Below are 26518 nucleotides of genomic sequence, written 5' to 3' on the forward strand. Positions count from 1 at the left end.
CCCCCGCCACGTGGCCCGGCCATCGTTCGCGACGCGCCGAGACGCCCCGCTCGCGGCCATCACGATCTTGCCTTCGCCGGACCCGCCTGCGCCGTCAGGCCCGTCCCGGTCCCCCGGGAAACCATCCATGCGCGCCATTCGCCTTGCCACCCTGCTGCTGATGCTGGCAGCGCCCGCCGCCGCCCAGACGCAAGCCCCCGCCGCTCAGCCGCCCGCTCCCGCCGCTCCCACGACCGCCCCTGTCCATCCCACGGACGCCTCCAGCGGGCCTGCCGTCCGCCCCTTCGGCGTGGAACTGCAGGAGTTCGACTATCCATTCGAAGTCCAGCGCTTCGAGTTCGTGTCGCAGCGCAAGCCGCTGCACATGGCCTATATGGACGTGAAGCCGGAGCAGCCGAACGGACGGACGGTGGTGCTGCTGCACGGCAAGAATTTCTGCGGCGCCACCTGGGAGGGCGTCATCCGCCCGCTGGTGAACGCCGGCTACCGTGTCGTGGCGCCGGACCAGATCGGCTTCTGCAAATCCTCCAAGCCGCTGGGCTACCAGTTCTCGCTGTTCCAACTGGCCGCCAACACCAAGGCGCTGCTGGACCAGATCGGCGTCGACAAGCCCATCGTCATCGGCCACTCCATGGGCGGCATGCTGGCCATGCGCTACGCCCTGTCCTTCCCGGACGCGCTGTCCGGGCTGGTGCTGGTCAATCCCATCGGACTGGAGGACTGGCGCGCCGCCGGCATCCCGCCGCGCACCGTGGACCAATGGTACACGGGCGAGTTGCGCACCAATTTCGAAGGCATCAAGGCCTACCAGCAGAAGACCTATTATGCCGGTACCTGGTCGCCGGACTACGACCGCTGGGTGGCGATGCAGGCCGGCCTTTATCTCGGCGAGGGCAAGGCCGCGGTCGCATGGGACCAGGCGCTGACCTCCGACATGGTCTTCACCCAGCCCGTGGTGCACGAACTGCCGAACATCCGTACGCCGACGCTGCTGCTCATCGGCGAGAAGGACAACACCGCCATCGGCAAGGATGCCGCCCCGCCGGACGTCCAGAAGAAGGTGGGCAATTACGCCAAGCTCGGCCCGGCCACCGCCGCCGCCATTCCCGGCGCCCGGCTCGTCACCTTCCCGGACCTCGGCCACGCGCCGCAGGTCCAGGCGCCGGAGCGCTTCAACGCGGCGCTGCTGAAGGGGCTGGGCGAGCTGAAATAGGCCGGACGAGCTGGAACGGGATCAGCGCACGTCGCCGGGCACGCCCGGCGTGCCCGGACGGAAGCGGGCAAGGATGCGCTGCTCCAGTTCCTCGCGCACCTGACGATAGGCTGCGAGGCGCTGCTCGCGGTTGCCGGTTTCCAGTGTCGGATCGGGGGTGGGCCAGTATTCCACCTTCAGCGCATTGGTGCGGGTGGCCTCCAGCGCCAGATGGTGCGCATCCGGCGACAGCGAGATGGCAAGGTCGAAGCCGAGCCCCTCGTATTCCTCCAGATCCTCCAGGCTGCGCGGCTTGTGGCGCGAGACGTCGAGCCCCACCTCCTCCATGGCGGCGGAGACGAACGGGTCCGCGTCGCCCGCGATCACCCCGGCTGAGGCCACGTACATGGACTTGCCGAACAGATGCTTGGTGAGCGCCGACGCCATGACGGAGCGCACCACGTTCTGCCCGCACAGGAACAGCACGGACTGGGGACGGACCGCCCGCGCCGGCGGTACCGAAGGGTCCATGCGCCTCACCCTTTCCAGTGCAGCGCGCAGATCAGGGTGAACAGCCGGCGGGCGGTGTCGAAATCCACCTCCACCTTGTCCTTCAGGCGCTCCTGGAGCAGCGTCGAGCCCTCGTTGTGCAATCCGCGCCGACCCATGTCGATGGCCTCGATCTGGGTGGGCGAGGCGGTGCGGATGGCGGCGTAATAGCTCTCACAGATCAGGAAATAGTCCTTCACCACCTTGCGGAACGGGGTCAGCGAGAGATGGTGCTGTACCACCGCCTCGGCGCCGTCCGCACGCTTGATGTCGAGCACCAGGCGATTGTCCATCAGCCCGATGTGCAGCGTGTACGGCCCCTCCCCCGGATCGCCCACAGGGGTGAAGCGGTTGTCCTCCAGGAGGTCGTAGATGGCGGTGGCGCGCTCATGCTCCACATCCGCCCCGGACCGCCCGATGGAGGCTTCGTCGAGGGTGACGGCACACAGGCGGTTCGGCGGCGGGGTCTGGCTCATGGCGTCTCACGCATCCGGTTAGCCGGCGTTGGTGCGGATCAGGATGGAGCGGCCATGGGCGTCGAGCCGCTCCACCGCCGCAAGGCGCACGGCCGCCGGGCCGATGATGTTCAGCGAGGCGGCGCTGCACTTCAGGATAGAGGTGCGCTTCATGAAGTCATAGACGCCGAGGCCGGAGGAGAAGCGCGCCGAGCGCGCGGTCGGCAGCACATGGTTGGTGCCGCCCACATAGTCGCCGATGGCCTCCGGCGTATAGGCGCCGATGAAGATCGCGCCCGCGTGGCGGATATTGCTCGCCAGCCGCTCGGCATGCTCGCTGTGGATTTCCAGATGCTCCGGCGCCACGCGATCGACCAGAAGGGGCGCCTCGCTCATGTCGCGGACCAGGATGATCGCGCCATGGTCGCGCCAGGAGGCGCTGGCGATGTCGCGGCGCGGCAGCGTGACGAGCTGGGCTTCCACCGCCCGTTCCACCGCCTCCGCCAAGGCATGCGAGTCGGTGACGAGGATCGATTGCGCGGCCGGGTCATGCTCGGCCTGGGCCAGCAGGTCGGCCGCGATCCAGGCCGGGTTGGCCTCGCCGTCGGCGAGGATCAGCACCTCGGACGGGCCGGCGATCATGTCGATGCCGACCTTGCCGAACACCTGGCGCTTGGCCGCGGCCACGTAGGCATTGCCCGGGCCGACGATCTTGTCCACCGGCGCGATGGTGGCGGTGCCGTAGGCGAGCGCGGCCACTGCCTGCGCACCGCCCACGCGATAGACCTCGTCCACGCCCGCAAGCCGCGCGGCGGCCAGCACCAGCGGGGCGATGATCCCGTCCGGCGAGGGCACCACCATGGCGACGCGCGGCACGCCCGCCACCTTGGCCGGCACCGCGTTCATCAGTACGGACGAGGGATAGGCGGCGGTGCCGCCCGGCACATAGAGGCCGGCCGCATCCACCGGAGTCCAGCGCTGGCCCAGCTCGACGCCGGCGGCGTCGGTATAGCGCTCGTCCTCGGGAAGCTGGCGGGCGTGGTGCGCCTCGATGCGGGCCTTGGCGAATTCCAGCGCCTCGCGGGTCTCCACCGGAACCTCGGCCAGCGCCGCGTCGATCTCGGCTTCGGTGACGCGGATGCGTCCTTCCAGTTCAACGCGGTCGAAGGTGCGGGAGAGTTCGACCAGGGCATCGTCGCCCCGCGCGCGCACCGCAGCGATGATGTCGGCGACGGCGGCGGCGACATCGGCCGCGGCTTCCCGCTTGCTGTCGAGGAAGGTGGCAAAGGCGGCGGGGAAAGCGGGGGACTGGGTATCGAGACGGATCGGCATCGCGGTTTCCTTGGCCCGGTTTCCTTGGGGCCGATCCGCGCGGAATGCAACACCCCGGTGGGGCGCGGCACCGGGTGCGGGCCGCAAAGCGGCCAAGCCGCGACCCTGCGCCGCCCCCTCACGGTGGGGGCGGCCAGTTCAGGCCGCGGTGTCCTTGTGCGCCGGGGCGTGGGTGCAGCCCCACGCCGGACCGAGGTCGGACATGCCCGCCTCGATGCACTCCACGTCGAGGCGGATTTCCGCCCCTCCGGAGAAGGTCAGCAGCAGGTGCCCGGACGGCTCTTCGTCGGGCAGGAAGATGATGGCGAGCAGGTTCAGCACCTGATCCTTCGCCTGAAGGTCGATGCCACGCACTTTCACCGCGCGCACCCGCTCGAAATGCAGTCCCGTGCGGCGCCGCACCAGTTCCTGGGCGGTTTCCTTCTGGTCCCAGTCGAAGCGGTTCAGCACCAGGGCGAAGCGCTGCGCCTTCGACACGAACCCCATGTCGCCCACCTTGACGACCGCGTCCTGGAGATGGGCGGAGATGATGGCGAGATCCTCGTCATCCAATGCGAAGAGCTTGAGCTCGTCCATGAGCCGACACTCCTTATCTGCTCCGCTTGGCACATAGGCATGAAAGCCACGCGACGCAAGGCGCCGCGCGGCTTTGCCCGGTTTCTTCAGGCCTGCGGCGATGCGGATCGCGCGCCGCGATCACCGTGGCGGCGGTCCATGGCCGTCAGCCGCTGATCCGCTCGATCTGCGCTCCGCAGTTGGAGAGCTTCTCTTCCAGCCGCTCGAAGCCGCGGTCGAGGTGATAGACACGCTGGACCATGGTCTCGCCCTCGGCCGCAAGGCCCGCAATGACCAGCGAAACCGAGGCGCGCAGGTCCGTCGCCATGACGGGTGCGCCCTTCAGATGGTCGTTGCCCTCCACGACCGCGCAGTCGCCCTCTAGATGGATGGTGGCGCCGAGCCGGGCCAGTTCCTGAACATGCATGAAGCGGTTCTCGAAAATGGTCTCGGTGATGCGCGAGCGCCCCTGCGCGCGCGTCATCAGCGCCATGAGCTGGGCCTGGAGGTCGGTGGGGAAGCCAGGATAGGGCGCGGTGGAGACTTCCACCGGAAACAGGCCGGCGCCGTTGCGGCGGACACGGATGCCCTCGTTGTTGACGTCGATCTGCGCGCCCGCGGCGCGCAGGACATCGAGCGCGCTCTCCAGCAGGTCCGCCCGGGCGCCGGCCAGCGTCACGTCGCCGCCGGTCATGGCGGTGGCCATGGCATAGGTGCCGGTCTCGATGCGGTCCGGCAGGACCGAATGCCGGGCGCCGCGCAGGCGGGGCACGCCGGTGATGTGAATGGTGGACGTGCCGGCGCCGGAGATGCGCGCGCCCATCTTGAGGAGGCAATCGGCGAGATCGACGATTTCCGGCTCGCGGGCGGCGTTCTCGATCACCGTGTCGCCCTTGGCGAGGGCGGCGGCCATGAGCGCGGTGTGGGTCGCGCCCACCGACACCTTGGGGAAGACGATGCGCGCGCCGGTCAGGCCGCGTGGCGCGCGGGCCACCACATAGCCGGCATCGATGTCGATCTCGGCACCGAGCGCGCGCAGGGCATCAAGGTGGAAGTCCACCGGGCGGGTGCCGATGGCGCAGCCGCCGGGCAGGGAGACGCGGGCCTGCCCCATGCGCGCCAGCAGCGGCCCCACCACCCAGAAGCTCGCCCGCATGCGCGAGACGAGATCGTAGGGCGCGGTGGTGTCGACGATGGCGCGGGCATCGATCTCCATGGTCTGGCCGGCGCTCGGGCTATCGCCGTTGCGCTTGCCGTTCACGGTGATGTCCACGCCGTGATTGCCGAGGATGCGCTGGAGCAGCGCCACGTCGGCAAGGCGGGGCACATTCTCCAGGATCAGCTTCTCCTCGGAGAGGAGAGACGCGATCATCAGCGGCAGCGCGGCGTTCTTGGCACCGGAAATGGGAATGGTGCCGTTCAGGCTCTGCCCGCCGACGATGCGAATCTTGTCCATCTAACGACCGCTCCTCTTGCCGCCCCAGTCCCGGCGCCCCGATCGGGTCGCCTCCAGGCGCCATGCGCCGCCGCATCCAGTCCTGCCGCGCCCCCCGGCGCAGTCCTATGTGCAAGCGATGACGTCTAGCCCGCCTCGACGTCCGGCACAACGCCGGCACAACCGGGCCGCGCACGGGCCACCACAACCACCTGTCCGCGCAGGCTATTCCTTTTCGCCGGATCCCTCGGCCCGACCTGAGGGCATTGCCCCGTGCAAGCCAGGCGCATCGTCGGAGCGGGAATCACCCGGCGCGCCGCCGTCAGCGCGGGCGCGCTTCTGCGCCTTGCGCTTGGCAAGATTGGCCCGCAGCGCCGCGGCGAGCCGCGCGGCCTTCTCGTCCTCGGCGGTCATGACCTCATCCGGTAGCGGCCCGGCAAGCCAGGCGCAAGCCACCAGCCGCCTCCGCCCCATTCAATCCCCGCGTCATGGTGGATGAAATCCTGCACGGTCATGGCTTTTCCCGCACTCCGCCCACACCGGGCGGGATGGCAGCGGCACCGCCCTTGAAAGTCGACCGTCTCTTCCGTATGAGAGGCGCACGTTCTTTCGTCGAGGCGATGGGGCGGGTTGTGCCTGTCGCACGCCCCGCCGTCTGACCGGAGGACGGCGCCGCGAGGTCGCAGTGCCGCAATAGCTCAGCTGGTAGAGCACCTCATTCGTAATGAGGGGGTCGGGGGTTCGAATCCCTCTTGCGGCACCATTCGCGAGTTTTTTTATTTAAATTTCAATGCCTTAAAGAATCGCACTGGGCGTGCCCCCTCCGATTGGCCCGCAAATGCGATGTGGTACATCCAAGCGGTCGCCGCCTCGCGATGGCTGAGAGCCGAGGTGGTCCCCGAAAGCTCGACAGGTAGCTGAGCCTGGTTCGCCTTGACGAGAGGACGCACCAGATGACGGGGAAGAGGAAGCTGTATCCTGCGGAGTTCAAGGCCAAGGTGACGCTGGGCGCGATCCACGGCGAACAGGCGATCGCGCAGCCGGCGGCCAAACATGGCATTCACCGGTCGATGATCAACGCCTGGAAGAAGCGGCCGATTGAGGGAATGTCGGGGGCCCGCCGAGCGGGCTCGATGAGCAGTTCATGGAGACCCCGTGGTACGGCTCGTGGCGGCTGGCGCGTCACCCGCGGCGAAATGGCCATGCGGTCGGCCGCAAGCGCGTCCGTCGCCTGATCGCGCGGATGGGGCTGGCCGCGGTCCCCTGCTCCAACATCAACGCGATCTGCGCTTCCGTGAACTTCGACGTCTTCATGGAACTCTCCTCGTCCCCAACACGGGGACCACAGTTGGAAAATTCCAGTTCAAGCTGGCCGGAAAAACGGGGAGCGGGTCGGGCGCGGCTCATCACCCGCACCCCGCCAAGGGCACCGGCATATCTTACCGGAGCCGATCGATGCGGCGCCGCGACGCGTCGCGGCGGTCGGTCAGCCCTCCCGGTTGGGCGTCCCGAGCACATGCGTGTTGGGCGGCAGCATCACCTGATCGAAGGTCTGGGTGAACATGGCCGCGGCGAAGAACGCGACGGCATGAAGCGTCTCGCTGCCCGTATTGACGATGTCGTGGCGCACATTGGGCGGCAGGGCAAAGACGCTGCCCGGCCCGATCGCCTGGGTGCCGTCCTCCATCAGCAGCTCGCCTTTTCCGGACAGGATATACTGGGTTTCCTCGGTGGCGTCGGTGTGCCAGCCAAGGCGCCCACCTGGAGGAATTTCGTAAACGATCGTAGAGGATTGGGCTGCGCCATGCCCGCCGCACGTGGCAAAGGCGCCCAGCCAATTGACCGCCGGGTCAGTCGCACCCTGCACGTGAATGCGCGCAATCCCTTCCGAGGCAACAATGGGTACCATGGCATCCCCCGATGGTGACGTTCCAGCCGCCGATGCTGTCTCGGCAGCCTCGACCAGACCTCAGGCACCGCCGCAAGTGCAGGCGCTGCCGGTCCCGTGATTGGCCGTTCCGCGAGAGGTCGCGTTCAAGCTGGGCAGACATTAGGAGCGTCGTTCGGCAAGTGTTACGGAACTTTTCGCCTGCATTTCCCAGGACATGGAAGCCGGTCCGGCGTCGGTTTCAAGCTACCTACCGCCGCGGCTGATCGGCAGGCCTCGGGGGTGGCGGGGGCGGCGCTGTCCTTTATCGCCCGCCTAGAAATCCACCATCGCGGCATCCACGGATTGCGCCCCGGCCGCCGGCATAGAAGCCAGTTTCGCCATTGCCAGCCGGTACACGAGATCATTGCCGGCCATCGTATCGGCCAGAAACCGATCAAAGCCGGCGCGGCAGGTCGCCGTGACCGCAACGCTGTTGCCGAACAGACGGACAAAGCCGAGTTCCTCCGCCTCCCGCAGCAACTTGCGGACATGGGTGCGCGAGACGCCGAAGCTATCGCCGATCTTGACGAACGACACCTTCGGCACCCCGTGGTCGTCCTGATCACCGCACAGATGCATGAGCTTGGTCAGGATCATATGGCCGGCCTGACGGGGCAGAAAGAACGCGATCACCGGATTGGCCAGGATGAACTGCTGCGCGTGCGCCAGAAAGGCGATGCTGACCTCCCGCGCCGCGCGATGAAACGCAAGGTCCCGTCGCATCGGCTCGGGATATCCGGGATCGGGGAACAGCGCATGCAGCGGATGGAAATAGCAAAGCAGCGAACGCTGATCGTGAGCCAGCATCTTATCGGTCGGCGCAAGCAGGGTGCTGCGCCTGTCGCGCTGCGCGGTGAACGTCGTGATATATCCTCGGTCGATGAGGCGCCGGACGATGTCATGGGTGCGACGCCCGCTGGCAATGCCATGAGCCTCCATCTGGCTTTTCAATGATTGCATGGTCGGCCATGTGGAGCGGACATCGGGTTGATAGCCGGCGTTCATGATGATGACGCTGAAGAAGATGGATGCGGTTCCGCCATCTATGAGCAGCCGGTTCTCCGTCGGCTGGTTCTCATGCAGTTCGAGCATCTCGCGGATATAGATGTCCCGCGCCTTCCCGAAGCCCGGATGCGCGAGAACCCCTTCCGCTGACAGCACAAGCCGGATCTCATCACCCATGACGTCCCCCGTGCGTGCGGCCATCTCAGGATGTGGGCGGGACAGTACCGATCCCAAGGGGCAAAACGCACGCGAAACCGTGCGTTCAGACGGGCCCGCCACATCTTCGCGCAGAGTGCGCCGCCGAGCGCACGCCCCGCACCCGCCAATATGAACTCAAACACCGCGCATTTCATCCGTGCACCGCCAGGGCCAACCGGACCTGAAATCGTGTGAGGCGGCTCGTCCGGCCCCCCCTTGCGAGGGGCGGACCCGCCGGGAGCGCCGCCACAGCCGTCCCGGCTTTCGGGCCGCTTGCCGCCGTGCGGCCATGGATGCGGGGTATTTGTCCGGGGCCGCAACACGTGTTGATTGAATTCGCCGCGGCGCAGTCTTATGCGTGGACCCCATGGACATCCAAGCCTACGCCGAAAAGCCTCCGATTTCCGTGCCCCGCCACCGGCCGCGATCCGGCACGGCGGCGCCGTTCCTGCCCATGAGCCGCGCCGAGATGACGGCGCTCGGCTGGGACAGCTGCGACATCGTGCTGGTCACCGGCGATGCCTATGTGGATCATCCCTCCTTCGGCATGGCGATCATCGGCCGGCTGCTGGAAGCCCAGGGTTTCCGGGTCGGCATCATCGCCCAGCCCGACTGGCAGTCGGCGGAACCGTTCAAGGCGCTGGGCAGGCCGAATGTGTTCTTCGGCGTCACCGGCGGCAACATGGATTCGATGGTCAACCGCTACACGTCGGACCGCCGGCTGCGCCACGATGACGCCTATACGGCCGGCGGCGAGGGCGGCAAGCGGCCGGACCGCTCGACCATCGTCTATACCCAGCGCTGCCGCGAGGCGTACAAGGATGTGCCGATCGTGCTCGGCGGCATCGAGGCCTCGCTCCGCCGCATCGCCCATTACGACTACTGGTCCGACAAGGTGCGCCGCTCGATCCTGGCGGACGCGAAGGCCGATCTGCTGATCTACGGCAATGCCGAGCGCGCCGTGGTGGAGGTGGCCAACCGCCTCGCCGATGGCGAGGCCCCGCGCGATCTGGAAGACATCCGGGGCGTGGCTCTGTTCCGCAAGGTGCCCGACCATTACACCGAACTGCACGCCGACGATCTCGACTCCGCGGATGAGGCGGCCGCCCGCCACGCCGGCGACACGGTGATCCGGCTGCCCTCCTACGAGCAGGTCGAGCAGGATCGCGAGGCCTATGCCCGCGCCTCGCGCGTGCTCCACCGGGAGGCCAATCCCGGCAATGCGCGCCCGCTGGTCCAGCGCCACGGCGACCGCGACCTGTGGCTGAACCCACCGCCCATCCCGCTGACCTCCGAGGAGATGGACGCGGTCTACGACCTGCCCTACGCCCGTGCGCCGCATCCCGCCTATGGCGATGTCAAGATCCCCGCCTGGGACATGATCAAGTTCTCGGTCACCATCATGCGCGGCTGCTTCGGCGGCTGTACCTTCTGCTCGATCACCGAGCACGAGGGCCGGGTCATCCAGAACCGCTCGGAAGGCTCGATCCTGCGCGAGATCGAGCTGATCCGCGACAAGACGCCGGGGTTCACGGGCGTGATCTCGGACATCGGCGGGCCGACCGCCAACATGTACCGCATGGCCTGCAAGGACCCGAAGATCGAGGCCGCGTGCCGCCTGCCGTCCTGCGTCTTTCCCGACATCTGCCCGAATCTCAACACCTCGCACGACGACCTGATCCGGCTCTATCGCAAGGTCCGCGAGGTGAAGGGCATCAAGAAGGTGATGGTCGCCTCCGGCGTGCGCTACGACCTAGCCGTGAAGAGCCCGGAATACGTCAAGGAACTGGTGACCCATCACGTCGGCGGCTATCTGAAGATCGCGCCCGAGCACACCGAGAGCGGCCCGCTCGACAAGATGATGAAGCCGGGCATCGGCACCTACGATCGCTTCAAGGAAATGTTCGACGCCGCCGTTCAGCAGGCCGGCAAGAAGTATTTCCTGATCCCGTATTTCATCGCGGCGCATCCGGGCACGACCGACGAGGACATGATGAACCTCGCGCTCTGGCTCAAGAAGAACCGCTACCGCGCCGATCAGGTGCAGACCTTCCTGCCCTCACCCATGGCCACGGCCACCGCCATGTACCACACCGGCGTCAACACGCTTCGGGGGGTGCGGCGCGGCGCGAGCGATCAGGTGGAGACCATGCGGGGCGGGCGGCAGCGCCGCCTGCACAAGGCGTTCCTGCGCTATCACGACCCGGACAACTGGCCGCTGCTGCGCGAGGCGCTGAAGGAGATGGGGCGCGCCGACCTGATCGGCTCGCGCCCCGACCAGCTCGTGCCGGCCTTTCAGCCGCCCGGAACCGGCAAGGCCGCGGGCACCAAGCGCCCCGTGCGCCCCACGAGCCGGGGCGGGCAGCGCTTCACCACCAAGGGCGTGCCGTTGCCGCGCAAGTGAGCGGCCGGCGCGATCAGGCTGCGTTCCCGCCCTCGCCCTGCGCCGGCACGGATTCGAGTGATGACGGCTCGGGCGGCGGCGTGGCCGCGCGCTGCATGACGGCGGCGAAGAAGCCGTCCGTATCGTGGCGGGCGGGCGTCAGCGACAGATAGTCGGGGTGCGCCGATCCCGTCAGCTGCGGCGCGACCTCGCGCAGCGGCACGGCGCTGAAGTCGGGATGCGCCGCCAGAAAGGCGGCCACCTGCTCCTCATTCTCCCGCGGCAGCATGGAGCACGTGGCGTAGACGAGCCGTCCGCCGGGCTTCACCAGCCGCGCCGCGCTGGCAAGAATTCCGGCCTGTAGCGGCAGGAGATTGTCCAACCCCGGCCCCAGCGCACGCCAGCGGGCGTCGGGATTGCGCCGCCATGTGCCGGTGCCGCTGCACGGGGCATCGACCAGCACGCGATCGAAGGAGCCTTTGTGGCGCTTCACCCAGCGATCCGTCTCGCTGGTCAGCAGCCGGGTCTGGATGTTGTGCAGACCGGCCCGCCGGAACCGCTCGGCCCCCCGCTTCAAGCGATAGTCCATGACATCGCAGGCAATGACATGGCCCTTGTTCGCCATCTGCGCGGCGATCGCCAGCGTCTTGCCGCCGGCGCCGGCGCAGAAATCGACCACGCGGTCGCCCGGCCGCGCGTCCACCAGCATGGCCACCAGTTGCGAGCCCTCGTCCTGGATCTCAACCTCGCCGCTCTTCAGCATCGGCAGGCCGGACAGGGAGGGCCGCTGCCGGATGCGGATGCCATAGGGCGCCATGTCGGACACCTCGGCCTTGAGGCCGAGCGCGCGCAGCGCCTCCAGCATGCCCTCCCGCGTCGCCTTGATCGGGTTGACGCGCAGATCGAGGGGAGGAACCGTCAGGAGCGCGGTCATCTCGCGCTCGAAGGAATCCAGGAACCGGTGCCGCAGAAAGTCCGCCGCCCAGGCCGGGCATTCCACGCGCACGTCGTCGGGCATGTCCGGATGGTCGATGGCGCCGCCCTGCAGCCTGGCCAGCAGCGCGCGCTCATGCTCCTTCAGGATGGCCGGCGCGAACTTTTCGCCGTTGAACAGCTTCTGGACCTGCTCCGGCGTCCGGCCACCGTCGAGCGCAAGCCACGCCAGCAGCCGGTTGCGCGGCAGGTCCGGGCGTTCCAGGCGCGCCAGCCACCAGCCCAGCCGTGCGTGATGCCGCAGCAGCGCATAGAGCAGATCGGAGATGGAGCCGCGATCCCTGTCCTCAATATAGCGTCGGGCGCGAAAGAACGAGGAGACGACAGCATCGACGGGACGCGCGACGCTATCGACTTCATGCATCAGGTCGAGAGTTGCTTGCAGACGGGCGGCTGGGGTCACAGAGAAGCGATCAGGCTGAAAAAAACGCGGCACCATAGGCGAAAGCGGTGCTGTTGCCTATGGCCGGCATCGGACTCGACCGGATGCGGCACCGCACGCTCGACGGCCCGCCCGCGCATGGGGGGCGCGGGAGGCCAGAGCGCGGCGTGGCACGCGCACCTTGCCGGCGCGACGCAATGGGCTAGGTTCCGCTGGACGGCCGGTTGTCCTCGCGGATCGGCGCCGTGCCCTTCCCTGTCGCCCGAGGCCCTTCGCGCATGCTCTCATTGCCCATCGCCCGGATGTTCGCGGCACGGCCCCTCGTGCGCATCCTCGCCCTCGCGCTGGCGGCAGGCCCCGTGAACATGACGGCGGCCGCTGCCGAGACATCGCCGCCGCAGTTCGTGGCGACGCAGATCCCGCCGGAGCGGATCGACGCGGCCATTGCCAGCCTCGACAGCGTCGCCGCCGACCTCATGAAGCGCAGCGGCATTCCGGGCATGGCCATCGCCGTGGTCCGCGGCGGCAAGACCGTCTATGCCAAGGGCTTCGGCGTCCGCAAGGCGGGCGAGGCCGCGCCGGTGGATGCGGACACGGTGTTCCAGATCGCTTCGCTCTCCAAGTCCCTGTCGGCGTCCGTCGTCGCCCAGCAGGTCGGCGCGGGGGTGGTGGGCTGGGATACGCCCATCGTGCGCCACCTGCCCTGGTTCCGCCTCGCGGACCCCTGGGTAACGAGCCATGTGACGATCGCCGACATGTTCAGCCATCGCTCCGGCTTGCCCGACCATGCCGGCGACGACCTGGAGGATCTCGGCTATGGCCGCCGGACGATCCTCGAACGGCTGCGGCTGCTCCCGCTCGACAGCTTCCGGAACACGTATGCCTACACCAATTACGGCATCACCGCCGGGGCGGAAGCGGTGGCGGCGGCGGCCGGCAAGAGCTGGGAGAGCCTGGCGGAAGAGGTGCTGTACAAGCCGCTCGGCATGACCTCCACCAGCGAGCGTTACGCGGACTACGCGCGGCGACCGAACCGCGCCCTGCTGCATGTCCAGGTGGACGGCAGGTTCCAGGCGAAATTCACGCGCGATGCGGATGCGCAGTCCCCGGCCGGCGGGGTGAGCTCCACGGTGAACGATCTCGCCCGATGGATGGACTTTGTCCTGCAAGACGGCACATTCGAGGGCCGGCAGGTGGTCCCTGCGGCCGCGCTGCTGCCGGCGGCAAGGGCCGAGATGATCTCCAGCCCCTCCGCCGCCATGGATGCGCGGCCCTCGTTCTACGGCTACGGCATCGGCGTCTCCATCACCTCCTCCGGGCGTGTCGCGCTCGACCATTCCGGTGCCTTCAGCCTGGGCGCCTCCACCAACTACCGCATGCTGCCCTCGCAGGGCCTCGGCATCGTCATCCTGACCAATGCAGCGCCCACGGGCGTCGCCGAGGCGATCGGCGCCGACTTCATGGACCGGGTCGAGACGGGCCAGCCGACCCGCGACTGGTACGCCGCCTACGCCCCCATCATGACCCAGCTCAACGCGCCCGCCGGCAGTCTCGTGGGCAAGTCTCCCCCGGCCGCGCCGCAGCCCGCCGCCCGGCTGGGGGCTTATGCCGGCACCTATGGGAACGCCTATTTCGGCCCCGCCACCATCTCCCGCATCGACGGCGGGCTGGAACTCAAGCTCGGCCGGTCGCGCTACCGCCTGTCGCACTGGACCGGCGATACCTTCGCCTTCCATCCGTCCGCGGAGAACGAGACTCTCGGCTCGCAGGCCGCCATCTCGTTCAAGATGGGCGGCAAGGGCCACGCGCGGGACTTCACCATCGACTATCTGAACGAGCTGGGCCTCGGGCGGTTCGTCCGCCAGTGAGGCGGACGACGGGCGCGGGCAGATGAAACGCCATTCCCCATCCGCCGGGACGTCGCCCGCGACGAAGCCGCGCAAGCCCCTGACGAGCGAGGCCGAGCAGATCGCCTGGCTGAAGCGGGCGGCCGTCTATTATCTGAGCCAGCGCTCATCGAGCGTCGAGAACCTGCGCCAGGTCCTGCTGCGCAAGGCGCCGAGCCGGATACCGGATGCGGACCCGGCCGCCATTGCCCGCCTGGTCGAGCGCGCGGTCGCCCATTGCCTGGAGTATGGCTATGTGGACGATCTCGCCTATGCGGAGGGAAAGGCCGCCTCCGGCCTGCGGCGCGGCCTGTCCCGGCGCCGGCTCTCGCAGGTGCTGGCCTCCAAGGGGATCGAGGACAGGATGATCTCGCAGGTCAGCGAGGAGCTGGACGATGCCCATGCCGCGGTGATCTATGCCAAGCGGCGGCGCATCGGCCCCTGGCGCATCAAGCCCGTCGAGAATGCCTTCATGAAGGATGTCGGTGCGTTCGCGCGGGCCGGATTTTCGTCCGACCTCGCCATCAGGCTGTGCCGGATGTCGCTGGAGGAAGCGGAGCGGCTGCTCTATGGCGAGGCGGAGGACTGACCCGGGTCATGACTTGAGGACGGCGGCGCCCCCGCCGGCTGGCCGGCGAGGCCCGTGCGCGTCTCACCTGGTCGGGATCATCACCATCACCACCAGGGCCGCGCATGCCACGAGCATCAGGACCACGAGCAGACGTTCCGCCCGGCTGATGGACATGTGAGTATCGTTCATGTTGCGTCTCCTATGCCAACGCCAGGCACCGGGCCGCGGGGGCGGGAGATACCGCCATGGCGTCCCCACATGCCGTGGGCGTCACATGCAGCCGCGCGCGGCGGCCTGATTGCCTGGTCGCGGCCTGAAGCTGTTCAGGTGAGCGACGCAGCGTTGGGGCCGCAGTTGCAACCCACCGGCACAAAGCCGGTTCGGCGCAGGGGAGTAAATGCCGTTCGTTTCCGAAATGGATGTCAACCTCCGTTGGAGCCGAACGCTCGGCTTCAACTTGGAGGCATTAAGGTCATCCGGCCGGTGATCCAGCCGAAGCTTCCGGCCATCGGCCACCATCTCCGCGCCGGCCGCCAATTGCTGGGCGGGCGCCGAGCAGAGGGCCCTCGCGCCGGCGCCGGATCGGCCGGGCCCGGCGCAATCCGCGAGAAGCCGACGGAAATGGAACGATATTTGCCGGCTATTCGGCCGGAATCTCGCCCGGGCGGTAGTTCGGAAGGCGGCCGGCGGGCATGATGGCGAGCATGGCGAGGCCCGCCATGATCAGGAATCCGATCTTCAGCGCCCTGAGTCGTGCCTCCGTGTTCACCCGCACCGCCTCCGCCACCTGCTCCGGCCCGGCGGTGGTCCGGGCCATCACCCCCGCCAGATGGTCGTTGCTGACGAAGGTGATGCTGTCGAGATTGACCTGGGACTGGATCTCCGGCGGCAGCAGCGGATTTTCCGCCACGCTGCGCAGCACCGTGGAGCTGAGCAGCCCCACCAGCAGCGTGCCCGCCACCGCCGTCCCCACCGCCGCCGCCAGATTGTTGGTGGTGCCGCGCAGCGACCCCACGTCGCCGGCCAGTTCCTTCGGCGAGGCGGTCACCAGCACGTTGAACAGCAGCGTCACCAGCGAGCCCTGGCCGATGCCGAACAGCACCAGCCCCACGAGGACGGGGCCGGAACTCCAGTCGTTGCGCACCACGAACGCCAGCCACAGCAGCGCCACGGCGCACAGGATGAAGCCTGCCCGGCCGATCTGCCGCGGCGTGAAGCGCCCATAGACGCGCACGATGAGCATGGCGGCGAAGAACACCGTAAGGTTGAAGGGCAGCATGGCGACGGCGGTGGCCAGCGGCGAGCGGCCCTGCACGATCTGGATATAGAGCGGCACCGAGAAATTCAGCGCCGCCTCCAGCGCCACCACGCAGAACATGGTGTAGACCGCAGCCCGCTCCTGCGGCGATTCCAGCACCTGGAGCGGCAGCAGCGGCGTCAGCCCCCGCGCCTGGCGCCGGCGGGTCCAGGCGAAGAAGCACTGCCCGAGGACGATGCCGACGAGGATCATCACCGGCGCCGGCGACAGGCCGAGCAGCGTGAACGGCGCCGCCGGCCGCGCCAGCCCGAGGCCCCAGGCGTTCAGATTGTTGAAGCCGAAGCTGATCAGCACGATGGCGGATGCCGCCAGGACGACGCCGAAGGCATCGATCCTCACGTCCGGCCGCCCACGGTCCGCCTTCAGGCGGAAGCTCAGGACGAACACCAGGGCCGAGGCGGCGATGAGGATGCCGAACACCGGCCGCCAGCCGATGAAGGTGCCGAACACGCCGCCGATGAGGAAGGCCGTGACGCCCGCGCCCGCCCGAGCGGAGCCGAGCGCGCCCAGCGCCGTCGCCTGCTGGCTGCCGTGGTAATTCTCGGCGATCAGCGCCACGAGGCAGGGCACGATGACCGCGCCAGCCGCGCCGCACAGCGCCTGGGCGGTGATCATCAGCGTGGCGTTCGGGCTGAAGGTCATCAGCACCTGGGCGCAGCCGAACACCACCACCGCGATGCGGAAGACATGGAGCGCGCCGAAGCGCTGGGTGAGCTTGGCGCCGAGCATCACGAAGCCGGCCACCAGCATGGAATAGGCGACGATGCCCGTGGCCACCGTGGTGGGCGGCACGCCGAAGCTCTGCACCATGCCGCCCAGCGCCACCGGCAGCGAGGCCACGTTGAACGACATGATCGCCTGGCCGAGGGCGATGGCGATCATGGGAACCCAGGAGGAGCGCGCCTCGGCATGGGCCGGGCTGAAGGCGGCGGTACTCGACATGGAGACCTCCCTATGATGCGCCGGTAACCTCGGGAACCGGGCCGGCGCCCCAGACGTCGCGACATTCCTCGGCGTGCGTCGGCGTTCCTTACCGTTCCGCCTGCGAGACCAGCAGGTCCATGCCCAGCCGCTGCGACAGGAACTTCGCAACCAGCTGGCCCTTCACGCTGTTTCCTTCCGCATCGAGCGGCGGCGCGAAGGTGCCGAGGCCGCCCTTGCCCGGCGACACCGTGACGATGCCGCCGCCGATGCCGCTCTTGCCCGGCAGCCCGATCTCATAGAGCCAGTCGCCGGAGGACTCATAGAGGCCGGCGGTGATCATGACGGCGAGCGCGTAATGGCAGACCTCGGGGCTGACCACCTGCTCGCCGGTGATCGGGTTCACGCCGCCATCGGCGAGCGTCGCCCCCATGACGGCGAGGTCCTTGGCGCTGACGTTCAGGGAGCATTGGCGGGTATAGAGATCGGTGGCCTCGGCGGGATCGCAATAGATGCGGCCCACGCTCTGGAGCAGCCGGGCAATGCCGCGGTTGCGGAAATTGGTATCCGACGCCGAGGCATAGACCTCTTCGTTGAGCGGCAGCTCGCGCCCGGCGAAGCGGGACAGGCCAGCGTGGATGAAACGCCATTTCTCGTCCCGCGTCGCGCCGGGCACGAGGCTGGTCGTGGCGATGGCGCCGGCATTGACCATGGGGTTGGTGCGGCCGTCGGAGGCATTCTCGACGGCGGCGAGCGAATTGAACGGAAGCCCGGTGGCGTTCGCCCCCAGCTTCTCCCGTGCCGCCTTGGGGCCGATGCGGTCGCAGACCAGCGCGAACACGAACGGCTTCGACACGCTCATGATGGAGAATTCGTGCTCGAAATCGCCCGCCGAGACGATGCCGCCATTGGTCCCGACAATGCAGATGCCGAACAGATCCGCCGGCGCGCGGGCGAGCGCGGGATAGACTTGCGAGGTCTGGCCGTCGATCACGGAACTGAAACGCCGGTGGGCTTCCGCGACCAGCCTGCTGACGTCTTCCGCCGACGGGAGATGGCCCGTCGATATGTAGCCAGGCCCGTCCACGTCCGAATTCAGAACGTCCATGGCACGCCTCCCCGGACCACGCCGATGGCATCCACGCCCAGGGATGCCGAAGCTCGGCCGATCCGCCAGGAAAAGACTTATTCCCACCAACGCTTTCACACGATCAGTAACCGCAACGCACTCATTATATTTCGCGTTTGCGAAGACGATTACCGTCATGCAATATATGAAAGCTTATTATGCGCCTCCCCTTTGTCAAGCGACGACTATTTGATCGACGCCCAAGAACAGGCGCAGACAGCATTGAAATCAAAAAATCGCGGGACCGCCCCGCCTGCGGCATCAGCGTCCCGCCCGGCCGAGTGTTCTCCGCCGGAGTGAGCAGACCCCGGGAATGCCGGCACCGCAAGTCCGCGGCATCGCCATCGACGGGAGGCATCCGGGGCCGGCGCGGTGCGCTCCAGAGATTATTGTTCTCTTGCTTATCAGCTCCCGCAACCCGCCAGCCGACGACGGCCGAGCCCGCCGGTCACGGCAACAAAAAACCCGCAGGGCCGGCTCCGGCCCTGCGGGTCAATCCAGCCCCGGCGCAGTCTCAGGGGCGCGCGCTCATGGTCAGCAGTTCGTAGCGCGCAACCGTGTCGCCGTCCTGGTTGAACACTTCCGCGTCCCAGCGGACCTCGCCATATTCCGGCTTCCGCGCCGCCTGCTTCTGCTTCACGGTCAGCCGCACGCGGATCTCGTCGCCCGGCGACACCGGCTTGAGGAAGCGCAGGTTGTCGAGGCCGTAATTGGCCAGCAGCGGGCCCGGCGCCGGATCCACGAACAGGCCGGCGGCGAAGGACAGGATGAGATAGCCGTGCGCCACCCGGCCCGGGAAGAAGGGATTGGCCTTCGCCGCCTCCTCGTCCATGTGGGCATAGAAGGTGTCGCCGGTGAAATGGGCGAAATGCTCGATGTCGGCGAGCGTGATCGGCCGCGAGCCGGTCTCCACCGTGTCGCCCACCTCCAGCAGGTCGTAGTTCCGGGTGAAGGGATGCGTCGCCGTACCGGGCGCGGGCGCACCCTTGATCCAGGACTTCGTCAGCCGCGACAGGCGGCCGGGCGAGCCCTGCAAGGCGGTGCGCTGCATGTAGTGGAACACGCCGCGCAGGCCGCCCATCTCCTCGCCGCCGCCGGCCCGGCCGGGACCGCCATGCACCAGCCCCGGCAGAGGCGAGCCATGGCCGGTGGATTCCTTGGCGCAGTCGCGGTCGAGGATCAGCAGGCGCCCATGGAACGGGGCCATGGCGAAGACGAGGCTCTGCGCCACCGCATCGTCATAGGTGAAGAGCGAAGCGACAAGGCTGCCCTCCCCCTTGGCGATCAAGGCGGCGGCATCGGCCAGGTCTTCATAGGCCATCAGGGTCGCGACCGGCCCGAAGGCTTCCGTGGTGTGGGCATGGACCGCCGCGCGGGGATCGGCGCAGCGCAGCAGCACCGGCGCCATGAAGGCGCCGGCCGCAAGGTCGCCGGGCAGGTCGGGGCACGCGGGGTCGCCGCACAGCACCTCCGCCTCGGTGGCGATCTCGGCGATCTTCTCGCGCACCGACTCGCGCTGCGCGCGGCTCACCAGGGCCCCCATGCGGGTGTCCTCGCGGCGCGGATCGCCCACCACGATGGCGGACAACTGCGCCTTGAGCGCGTCGGCCACCGCCGTCTCGAAGGCGCGGGGCACGAAGACGCGGCGGATGGCGGTGCATTTCTGCCCGGCCTTCGCCGTCATCTCGCGTACCACCTCCTTGAGGAAGAGGTCGAACTCCGGCGTGCCAGGCGCCGCGTCGGGCCCCAGCACGGTGGCGTTCAGCGAATCCCGCTCGGCCACGAAGCGCACGGCGTTGCGCGACACCGCCGGATGGTTGCGCAACTTCTCCGAGGTCTCGATGGAGCCGGTGAAGGCCAGCACGTCCTGCCCTTCCAGATGATCCAGCAGGTCTCCCGTTGACCCGCAGATCAGTTGCAGCGCCCCTTCGGGCAGCAGGCCGGACTCCACGATCAGCCGCACCAGCGCCTCGGTCACATAGGCCGTGGCGGTGGCCGGCTTGGTGATGACCGGGACGCCCGCCAGGAAGGCGGGGGCGAACTTCTCCAGCGGCCCCCAGCAGGGGAAATTGAAGGCGTTGACGTGCACCGCCACGCCCTGGAGCGGGGTCAGCACATGCGCGCCGACGAAGGTGCCGCCCTTGGACAGCCCCTCGGGCGCCCCGTCCAGCACGAAGTGCTCGCTGGGCAGCTCGCGCCGGCCACGCGAGGCATAAGCGAACAGGGTGCCGATGCCGCCGTCGATATCGACGAGATTGTCCCGCCGCGTCGCTCCGGTCTCAAGGGCGAGCGCATAGAGCCCGTCCTTGCGCTCGCCCAGATAGGCGGCGATCGCCCGCAGGATGTCGGCGCGCTGGTGGAAGGTGAGCGCCCGCAGCGCCGGCCCGCCCACGGTGCGGGCATGGCGCACCATGGCGCCGAAATCGAGCCCGGCGCTGGAGGCGCGGGCCACGACGCGCCCGTCGATGGCGCTCGCAATATCCGTGAGGCCACCGGTCGGGGCGATCCAGGCGCCGAGGGCGTAGCTGTTGAGGATGGTGCTCATCTGATGTCTCCTCCCGGCTCAGGGCCGGCGCCGCCAGGCGGCGAAAGTTTCTTGTTTTCCGGCGAGTTCGCGCAGCAGGGGGGCAGGCTCGGAGCCCGCGCCTCCGGCCGCATGGGCGGCTTCCACCTCGGCGAGGATGCGCTCCAGCCCCAGTTGGTCGGCGGCCCACATGGGCCCGCCCTTGAGGCGCGGGAAGCCGTAGCCATTGACGAAGGCGAGATCGATGTCGGAGGCGCGCAGCGCGATGCCCTCGGCCAGTTCCTTGGCGCCCTCGTTCACCATCACCGCCAGCAGCCGAAGCTGGATGTCCTGCGCGGTAAAGCTGCGGGGCGCGATGCCGGCCTCGCGGCGGGCGGCGGCGATCAGGTCGTCCACCACGGGGTCGGGCTGCCTCGCCCCCGCCGCGTCATAGGCATACCAGCCGGCGCCGGTCTTGCGGCCGAGGCGCCCGGCCGCGCACAGGGCGTCGGCAATGGCCACATAGCGCTCGCCGGGATCACGCGTCGCGGCCCGCCGCTGGCGCATGGCGAAGGCGATGTCGAGCCCCGACATGTCGGAGACGGCGAAGATCCCCATGGCGAAGCCGTAGGCCTCCAGCGCCGCGTCCACCTGCTGCGGGCTGGCCCCGTCCTCCACCAGATATTCGGCATGGCGGCGATAGACGGCATAGATGCGGTTGCCGATGAAGCCGTCGCAATTGCCCGCCACCACCGGCTGCTTGCCGAGCTTGCGGGCGAGCGCCAGCCCGGTGGCCAGCACGTCCGGCGCCGTGGCCTTGCCGCGCACCACCTCCAGCAGCTTCATGATGTTGGCCGGCGAGAAGAAGTGCAGGCCGATGACATCCTGCGGCCGGCGCGTGGTGGCGGCGATGGCGTCGAGGTCGAGATAGGAGGTGTTGCTGGCGAGGATGGCGCCCGCCGGCAGCAATGCGTCGAACCGCTGGAAGATGCCGCGCTTCACCTCGAAATCCTCGAACGTCGCTTCCAGCGCGAGGTCCACCTCGCGCAGCACCTCCCAGTCGGCGGTGACGGCGATGCGCCCGAGGCGCTCGTCCATGGCGGCTTGCGTCAGCCGGCCGCTCTTCACCTGCCGGGCGTAGAGGCCGGCGATGCGCTCACGGCCGGCGGCGACCGCCTGCGCGTCGCGCTCCACCACGCGTACCGACTGGCCGGCGTCGGCGAAGGCGACCGCGATGCCTGCCCCCATGGTGCCCGCGCCGATGACCGCGATGCGGGCGAAGGGGCGCGCCGCGATGCCCTCCAGCCCCGGCACCTTGGTCGCCTCGCGCTCGGCGAGGAAGAGGTGGCGCAGCGCCCCCGCCTCCGCGCTTTCGCGCAGGCGCAGGAAGGTCGCGCGCTCCCGGGCCAGCCCCTCGGCGAAGCTCCCTTCGCCCGCGGTCCGGATCACCCGGATCGCCTCGGCGATGGCGGGAACACCCTTCGCACCCTTCAGCGCCGCGCGCTCGGCCGCCTCCTCCGCCGCCGGATCGCCGGCGGGCAGCGGCAGCGCGGCAATGCGGCGCTTCGTCTGGCCCGAAGCGCGGGCGATGGCCGCCGCCAGCACGTCGCCGTCCACCACCGCATCCACCAGGCCCAGCGCCAGCGCCTCCGGCGCCTTGACGATGCGCCCCTCGCAGATCATGGCGATGGCGGTGGCCACCCCGACGATGCGCGGCAGGCGCTGCGTGCCGCCGGCACCGGGAATGATGCCGAGCCGCGTCTCGGTGAGGCCGAGCAGGGCCTTCGGGCCGGCGAGGCGGGCATCGCAGGCGAGCGCGATCTCCAGCCCGCCGCCCAGCGCCGGGCCGTCCAGCGCCGCCACCACCGGCTTGCCGGCGGCCTCGATGGTCGCCACCACGTCCGGCAGATAGGGCGCGTCCGGCGGCAGGCTCATCTCGCGCAGGTCGGCCCCGGCGATGAAGCGCCCCGGCCCGCCGCTGAGGACGATGGCGGCGACGTCCGGCGCGGCGTCGAGGCTGCGCACGGCGTCGAGGAGGCCCTGGCGCACGTCGTGCGAGAGCGCGTTGACCGGCGGGTGGTCGATGCTCACCACCGCCACGGCGCCGTGCCGGGCGATGGTTACCGGCGAGGTGCGGGCCTGCATGGTCACACCCGCTCGATCAGGGCCGCGATGCCCTGGCCGACGCCGATGCACATGGTGGCGACGGCGCGCTTCGCGTCGCGCACCTCCATGGCGCTCACCGCCGTCATGGCGAGGCGCGCGCCGGACATGCCGAGCGGGTGGCCGAGCGCGATGGCGCCGCCGTGCGGGTTCACGTGCTCGGCGTCATCGGGCAGGCCGAGCTGGCGCAGCACGGCGAGGCCCTGCGAGGCGAACGCCTCGTTCAGCTCGATCAGGTCGATATCGCCCAGCTTCAGGCCGTTGCGCTCCAGCAGCTTGCGCGTCGCCGGCGCCGGGCCCATGCCCATGATGCGCGGCGGCACGCCGGCCGCCACCACCGAGACCACCCGGGCGCGCGGGGTCAGGCCATAGGCCTTCACCGCCGCCTCGGAGGCGAGGATCAGCGCACCGGCGCCGTCATTGACGCCGGAGGCGTTGCCGGCGGTGACCGAGCCGCCCTCCTTGCGGAACGGCGTCTTCAGCTTGGCGAGCTGCTCCAGCGTGGTGTCGCCGCGCGGATGCTCGTCGCGCTCGACGATGGTCACGCCGCCCTTCTTGCCGGGCAGGATGATGGGCGCGATCTCGCGCGCGAAGAAGCCGGCCTCCTGGGCCGCCTTGGTGCGCTGCTGCGAGCGCCAGGCGAACAGGTCCTGGTCCTCGCGGGAGATCTGGAAATCCGCCGCCACGTTCTCGGCGGTCTCCGGCATGGAATCGACGCCGTACTGCGCCTTGAGCACCGGATTGACGAACCGCCAGCCGATGGTGGTGTCGAACATCTCCGCCTGGCGCGAGAACGCCTCGCCCGCCTTGCCCATGACGAAGGGCGCGCGGGTCATGCTCTCCACGCCGCCGGCGATCATCAGGTCGGCGTCGCCGGTGAGGATGGCGCGGGCCGCCATGCCCACCGCGTCGAGGCCCGAGCCGCACAGGCGGTTGATGGTGGTGCCGGGCACGCAGACCGGCAGGCCGGCGAGCAGCACCGCCATGCGCGCCACGTCGCGATTGTCCTCGCCGGCCTGGTTGGCGCAGCCGAGGATGACGTCGTCCACCGCCTCCCAGTCGATGCCGGGATTGCGGTCCTTCAGGACCTTGAGGGGATGGGCGGCGAGATCGTCGGCGCGCACGTCCTTCAGGGCGCCGGCATAGCGGCCGATGGAGGTGCGCGCGAAGTCGCAGATATAGGCATGGGCCATAGGAAAGTTCCGTTCAGCTGAGGGATCAGGCAGCGGCCGGGCGGCGCACGCAGACGACGCGGAAGCGGCCGGCCACGAAGGCGACGTCGGTCAGGCAGGCATTGCCCGCGGGATTGGCGCCGGAGACGTGATAGTCGCTGAAGGCGGCGCTCTGGTTCACATAGATGCCGCCGGTCAGGTTCACCGACAAAGCGACGCCGGCCGCGGCATAGGCGCTCGCCGCATCCGCCACGAGATCCGGGTCCGTGCTGTAGAGCGCGGCGGTGATGGCGCCCTTGCTCCGCGCCGCGGCGGTCGCCCGGGCGATGGCGTCGGCAGCATCGGCGGTGGGGATAAGGAAGCTGATGGGCCCGAAGCGCTCCTCCAGATAGGTCTCCGGCCGGTCGGCATCGGCCACCAGCAGCAGCGGCGTCGCGGTGCGTGCGCCCTCCATGTCGAGCGGGGCGCTGTCGCGGGCGACCGTGCCCAGGCGCCGCGCCTCGCCGATCCGCGCCAGGGTGGCGGGGTTCTGGATCGCGCCGAGCACGCCGGCGGCCCGCGCCGGGTCGGACAGCAGCGCATCGATGGCGCCGGAAATGCCGGCCACCACCTGATCGAAGCTCTTGTGCCCCTCGTCGGTTTCGATGCCCGCCTTCGGCACGAACAGGCACTGCGGCGCGGTGCACATCTGCCCGCTGTAGAGCGACAGCGAGAAAGCGATGTTGGCGCACATGGCGGCGAAGGCGTCGGTGGAGGCGATGACGATGGTGTTGACCCCCGCCTCCTCCGTGTAGAGCAGCTTGTCCTGGAGGTTCTTGCGCAGCCAGCCGCCGAACGCGGACGAGCCGGTGAAATCGACGATGCCCACCGCCGGATCGAGCGCCAGCGACTTGGTCAGCGGCGCGGCGGGCGTATCGGCCGCCAGCAGCAGCACGTTCGGATCGAAGCCCTGCTCCGCCAACACCGCGCGGCCGATCTGCACCGTCAGCGCCAGCGGCAGGATGGCGGCGGGGTGCGGCTTGACGATCACCGCGTTGCCGGTGACGAGGTCGGCGAACAGCGCCGGATAGCTGTTCCAGGTCGGGAAGGTGGCGCAGCCGATGACGAGGCCGACGCCGCGCGGCACGATGTGGAAATCCTTGTCGAGACGCACCGTGGAGCGCCCCATGGGCTTCTCCCAGCGCACCGCGCCGGGGATGCGCGAGATTTCCTCGAAGGCATAGGCCACCGCCTCCAGCCCGCGATCCTGGGCGTGCGGGCCGCCGGCCTGGAACGCCATGGCGAAGGCCTGACCGGTGGTGTGCTGCACGGCATGCGCCATGAGGAAGCTGGCGCGGTTGAGGCGCACGAGCATCTCCAGCGCCACGCCAACCCGCTGCTCCAGGCTGGCCCGCGCCCACTCCCGCCCGGCCGTGGCGGCGGCGGCGACCAGCGTTCCGGTGGTGGCGGAGGGATAGGTGATGCCGAGCGCCGGGCCGAAGGGCGACACCTCGCCGCCGATGCGCGGCCCATCCTGCGGCTGGGAAAGATCGAACGGCTGGCCCTTCAGCGCCTCGAACGCCGCCAGCCCCTCCGCCGGCGCCGCCTCGCCATAGGTGCGCGGCACTTCGGAGAACGCGCTCCAGAAGCCCCGGGCGCGGCTGGCCTCGACCGCCGCGTCGAGCAAGTGCCGATGCGTCTGGAAGAGATCTTCCATCACGTCCTCCCTTTTGCCTGGGGCACCGCTTGGTGGTTGACAACCCCGCCCCTTGCGCTAATCATTAACCGATCGGTCGGTTAATTCAAGAGGGTCGTCAAGGCCTCAATCGGCAGCCCCGCTTCTTCCCCCGGGAAGGAGGCCGGCGCCCCGGCCGCATTAGGGAGTGCGTCTCCACGCTGGCTCGGCGTCGGGACTTCCGAAGGAGGACGAAGTGGAGCCTGAGCTTCTCGTGGACCGCCATGACGGCTGGACCGCGCTCACCCTGAACCGCCCCGAGCGGCTCAATTCCTTCAACGCGGCCCTGCACCGCCAGCTCGCCGCGGCGCTGGACGACGCCGGCAGTGACGAGGCCTGCCGCGCGGTGCTGATCACCGGCGCGGGGCGGGGCTTCTGCGCCGGGCAGGATCTCGGCGACCGGGTCGGCGCGGATGGCCCGCCGGACCTCGGCCAGACCATCGAGACCTTCTACAATCCCCTAGGTAGTGTGGACTCTTGGGGTTCCCGGGCTGAATGATCTGTGATTCAAAGCTGCCTTTGATGAGGCAGCGATGGGTGTTCTTGATCGACTGGTGCTTGGGGATGAGCAGTGGGCGCGGATAGCGCCGCACATCATCGGCGACGAGCGGACGCGCGGCTCTTCGGGCCGGGACAATCGTATGTTCATCGAGGCGGTGCTGTGGATCGTGCGCACCGGCTCGCCTTGGCGCGATCTGCCGGAGCTGTTTGGAGAATGGAACACCGTCTTCC

20 protein-coding genes, 1 tRNA gene and 2 pseudogenes are annotated in these 26518 nt (G+C 69.0%); 8 read left to right on the forward strand and 15 right to left on the reverse strand.

Annotated elements, in window-relative coordinates:
- Nucleotides 1–127 precede the first annotated feature (127 nt).
- Nucleotides 128–1213: an alpha/beta fold hydrolase gene (locus YU1_RS0103900; protein WP_029002944.1), complete on the forward strand. Its 1086-nt coding sequence runs from the start codon at nucleotides 128–130 to the stop codon at nucleotides 1211–1213.
- A gap of 21 nt (nucleotides 1214–1234) precedes the next feature.
- On the opposite strand, the gene YU1_RS0103905 is transcribed toward YU1_RS0103900, so the two are convergent.
- The 6 genes from YU1_RS0103905 to YU1_RS0103930 form a co-directional block, all read right to left on the reverse strand.
- A complete protein-coding gene (locus tag YU1_RS0103905) occupies nucleotides 1235–1723 on the reverse strand; it encodes an arsenate-mycothiol transferase ArsC (RefSeq protein WP_029002945.1) in 489 nt (162 codons plus the stop codon).
- A gap of 5 nt (nucleotides 1724–1728) precedes the next feature.
- Nucleotides 1729–2217 (reverse strand): UPF0262 family protein, encoded by a 489-nt coding sequence (locus YU1_RS0103910; RefSeq protein WP_029002946.1) that lies wholly within the window; start codon nucleotides 2215–2217, stop codon nucleotides 1729–1731.
- An 18-nt stretch (nucleotides 2218–2235) separates the two neighbouring features.
- On the reverse strand, nucleotides 2236–3528 hold the full coding sequence (gene hisD, locus YU1_RS0103915) for a histidinol dehydrogenase (RefSeq protein WP_029002947.1): 1293 nt from the start codon (nucleotides 3526–3528) through the stop codon (nucleotides 2236–2238).
- 138 nt (nucleotides 3529–3666) lie between these two features.
- Nucleotides 3667–4104 carry a DUF2948 family protein gene (locus tag YU1_RS0103920; RefSeq protein WP_029002948.1) on the reverse strand — a complete coding sequence of 146 codons (438 nt, stop codon included), beginning with the start codon at nucleotides 4102–4104 and terminating at the stop codon, nucleotides 3667–3669.
- A 145-nt stretch (nucleotides 4105–4249) separates the two neighbouring features.
- Nucleotides 4250–5539, reverse strand: a complete 1290-nt coding sequence (gene murA / locus YU1_RS0103925; protein ID WP_029002949.1) for a UDP-N-acetylglucosamine 1-carboxyvinyltransferase — start codon at nucleotides 5537–5539, stop codon at nucleotides 4250–4252.
- A gap of 204 nt (nucleotides 5540–5743) precedes the next feature.
- Complete coding sequence (locus YU1_RS0103930; protein WP_029002950.1) at nucleotides 5744–5932, reverse strand: hypothetical protein; 189 nt, start codon at nucleotides 5930–5932, stop codon at nucleotides 5744–5746.
- Between the two features lie 273 nt (nucleotides 5933–6205).
- Between YU1_RS0103930 and YU1_RS0103935 the strand changes: the two genes are divergently transcribed.
- Together YU1_RS0103935 and YU1_RS34320 are read left to right on the forward strand one after the other, a co-directional pair.
- Nucleotides 6206–6281, forward strand: a tRNA-Thr gene (locus tag YU1_RS0103935).
- A gap of 190 nt (nucleotides 6282–6471) precedes the next feature.
- Nucleotides 6472–6779 (forward strand): annotated as a pseudogene (locus YU1_RS34320) (transposase); the annotation flags it as partial.
- A gap of 225 nt (nucleotides 6780–7004) precedes the next feature.
- Here YU1_RS34320 and YU1_RS0103945 read toward each other — a convergent pair.
- Both YU1_RS0103945 and YU1_RS27880 read right to left on the reverse strand, forming a co-directional pair.
- Nucleotides 7005–7427 carry a cupin domain-containing protein gene (locus YU1_RS0103945; RefSeq protein WP_029002951.1) on the reverse strand — a complete coding sequence of 141 codons (423 nt, stop codon included), beginning with the start codon at nucleotides 7425–7427 and terminating at the stop codon, nucleotides 7005–7007.
- A 294-nt stretch (nucleotides 7428–7721) separates the two neighbouring features.
- Entirely contained in the window at nucleotides 7722–8630 is a 909-nt protein-coding gene (locus tag YU1_RS27880; RefSeq protein WP_051356468.1) for a MarR family transcriptional regulator, read from the reverse strand.
- 388 nt (nucleotides 8631–9018) lie between these two features.
- On the opposite strand from YU1_RS27880, the gene YU1_RS0103955 reads away from it, so the two are divergent.
- Nucleotides 9019–11055 carry a YgiQ family radical SAM protein gene (locus YU1_RS0103955; protein ID WP_029002952.1) on the forward strand — a complete coding sequence of 679 codons (2037 nt, stop codon included), beginning with the start codon at nucleotides 9019–9021 and terminating at the stop codon, nucleotides 11053–11055.
- Nucleotides 11056–11068: 13 nt separating this feature from the next.
- Here the strand turns inward: YU1_RS0103955 and YU1_RS0103960 are convergent, their stop codons facing one another.
- A complete protein-coding gene (locus tag YU1_RS0103960) occupies nucleotides 11069–12391 on the reverse strand; it encodes an RsmB/NOP family class I SAM-dependent RNA methyltransferase (RefSeq protein WP_245263217.1) in 1323 nt (440 codons plus the stop codon).
- A gap of 296 nt (nucleotides 12392–12687) precedes the next feature.
- Between YU1_RS0103960 and YU1_RS0103965 the strand changes: the two genes are divergently transcribed.
- On the forward strand, nucleotides 12688–14277 hold the full coding sequence (locus tag YU1_RS0103965; RefSeq protein WP_156921953.1) for a serine hydrolase: 1590 nt from the start codon (nucleotides 12688–12690) through the stop codon (nucleotides 14275–14277).
- 22 nt (nucleotides 14278–14299) lie between these two features.
- Nucleotides 14300–14884 (forward strand): regulatory protein RecX, encoded by a 585-nt coding sequence (locus YU1_RS0103970; RefSeq protein WP_051356469.1) that lies wholly within the window; start codon nucleotides 14300–14302, stop codon nucleotides 14882–14884.
- A 622-nt stretch (nucleotides 14885–15506) separates the two neighbouring features.
- On the opposite strand, the gene YU1_RS0103980 is transcribed toward YU1_RS0103970, so the two are convergent.
- The 6 genes from YU1_RS0103980 to paaN form a co-directional block, all read right to left on the reverse strand.
- Nucleotides 15507–17126, reverse strand: a complete 1620-nt coding sequence (locus tag YU1_RS0103980) for an MFS transporter (protein WP_029002956.1) — start codon at nucleotides 17124–17126, stop codon at nucleotides 15507–15509.
- Between the two features lie 88 nt (nucleotides 17127–17214).
- Complete coding sequence (gene glsA, locus YU1_RS0103985) at nucleotides 17215–18213, reverse strand: glutaminase A (protein ID WP_051356470.1); 999 nt, start codon at nucleotides 18211–18213, stop codon at nucleotides 17215–17217.
- A 535-nt stretch (nucleotides 18214–18748) separates the two neighbouring features.
- On the reverse strand, nucleotides 18749–20779 hold the full coding sequence (gene paaZ / locus YU1_RS0103990) for a phenylacetic acid degradation bifunctional protein PaaZ (RefSeq protein WP_029002958.1): 2031 nt from the start codon (nucleotides 20777–20779) through the stop codon (nucleotides 18749–18751).
- An 18-nt stretch (nucleotides 20780–20797) separates the two neighbouring features.
- Entirely contained in the window at nucleotides 20798–22882 is a 2085-nt protein-coding gene (locus YU1_RS0103995; protein WP_051356476.1) for a 3-hydroxyacyl-CoA dehydrogenase NAD-binding domain-containing protein, read from the reverse strand.
- A gap of 2 nt (nucleotides 22883–22884) precedes the next feature.
- Nucleotides 22885–24093, reverse strand: coding sequence for a 3-oxoadipyl-CoA thiolase (pcaF, locus tag YU1_RS0104000; protein ID WP_029002960.1), 1209 nt, complete (start codon nucleotides 24091–24093; stop codon nucleotides 22885–22887).
- 25 nt (nucleotides 24094–24118) lie between these two features.
- Nucleotides 24119–25768 carry a phenylacetic acid degradation protein PaaN gene (paaN, locus tag YU1_RS0104005; protein WP_029002961.1) on the reverse strand — a complete coding sequence of 550 codons (1650 nt, stop codon included), beginning with the start codon at nucleotides 25766–25768 and terminating at the stop codon, nucleotides 24119–24121.
- 214 nt (nucleotides 25769–25982) lie between these two features.
- Between paaN and YU1_RS0104010 the strand changes: the two are divergent.
- Both YU1_RS0104010 and YU1_RS27885 read left to right on the forward strand, forming a co-directional pair.
- Nucleotides 25983–26249: pseudogene (locus YU1_RS0104010) on the forward strand (enoyl-CoA hydratase-related protein); the annotation flags it as partial.
- Nucleotides 26250–26319: 70 nt separating this feature from the next.
- The coding region (locus YU1_RS27885; protein ID WP_035713249.1) for a transposase at nucleotides 26320–26518 on the forward strand (199 nt) is incomplete at its 3' end.

This window comes from Azorhizobium doebereinerae UFLA1-100, from assembly GCF_000473085.1.
GTDB classification, from domain to species: Bacteria; Pseudomonadota; Alphaproteobacteria; order Rhizobiales; family Xanthobacteraceae; genus Azorhizobium; species Azorhizobium doebereinerae.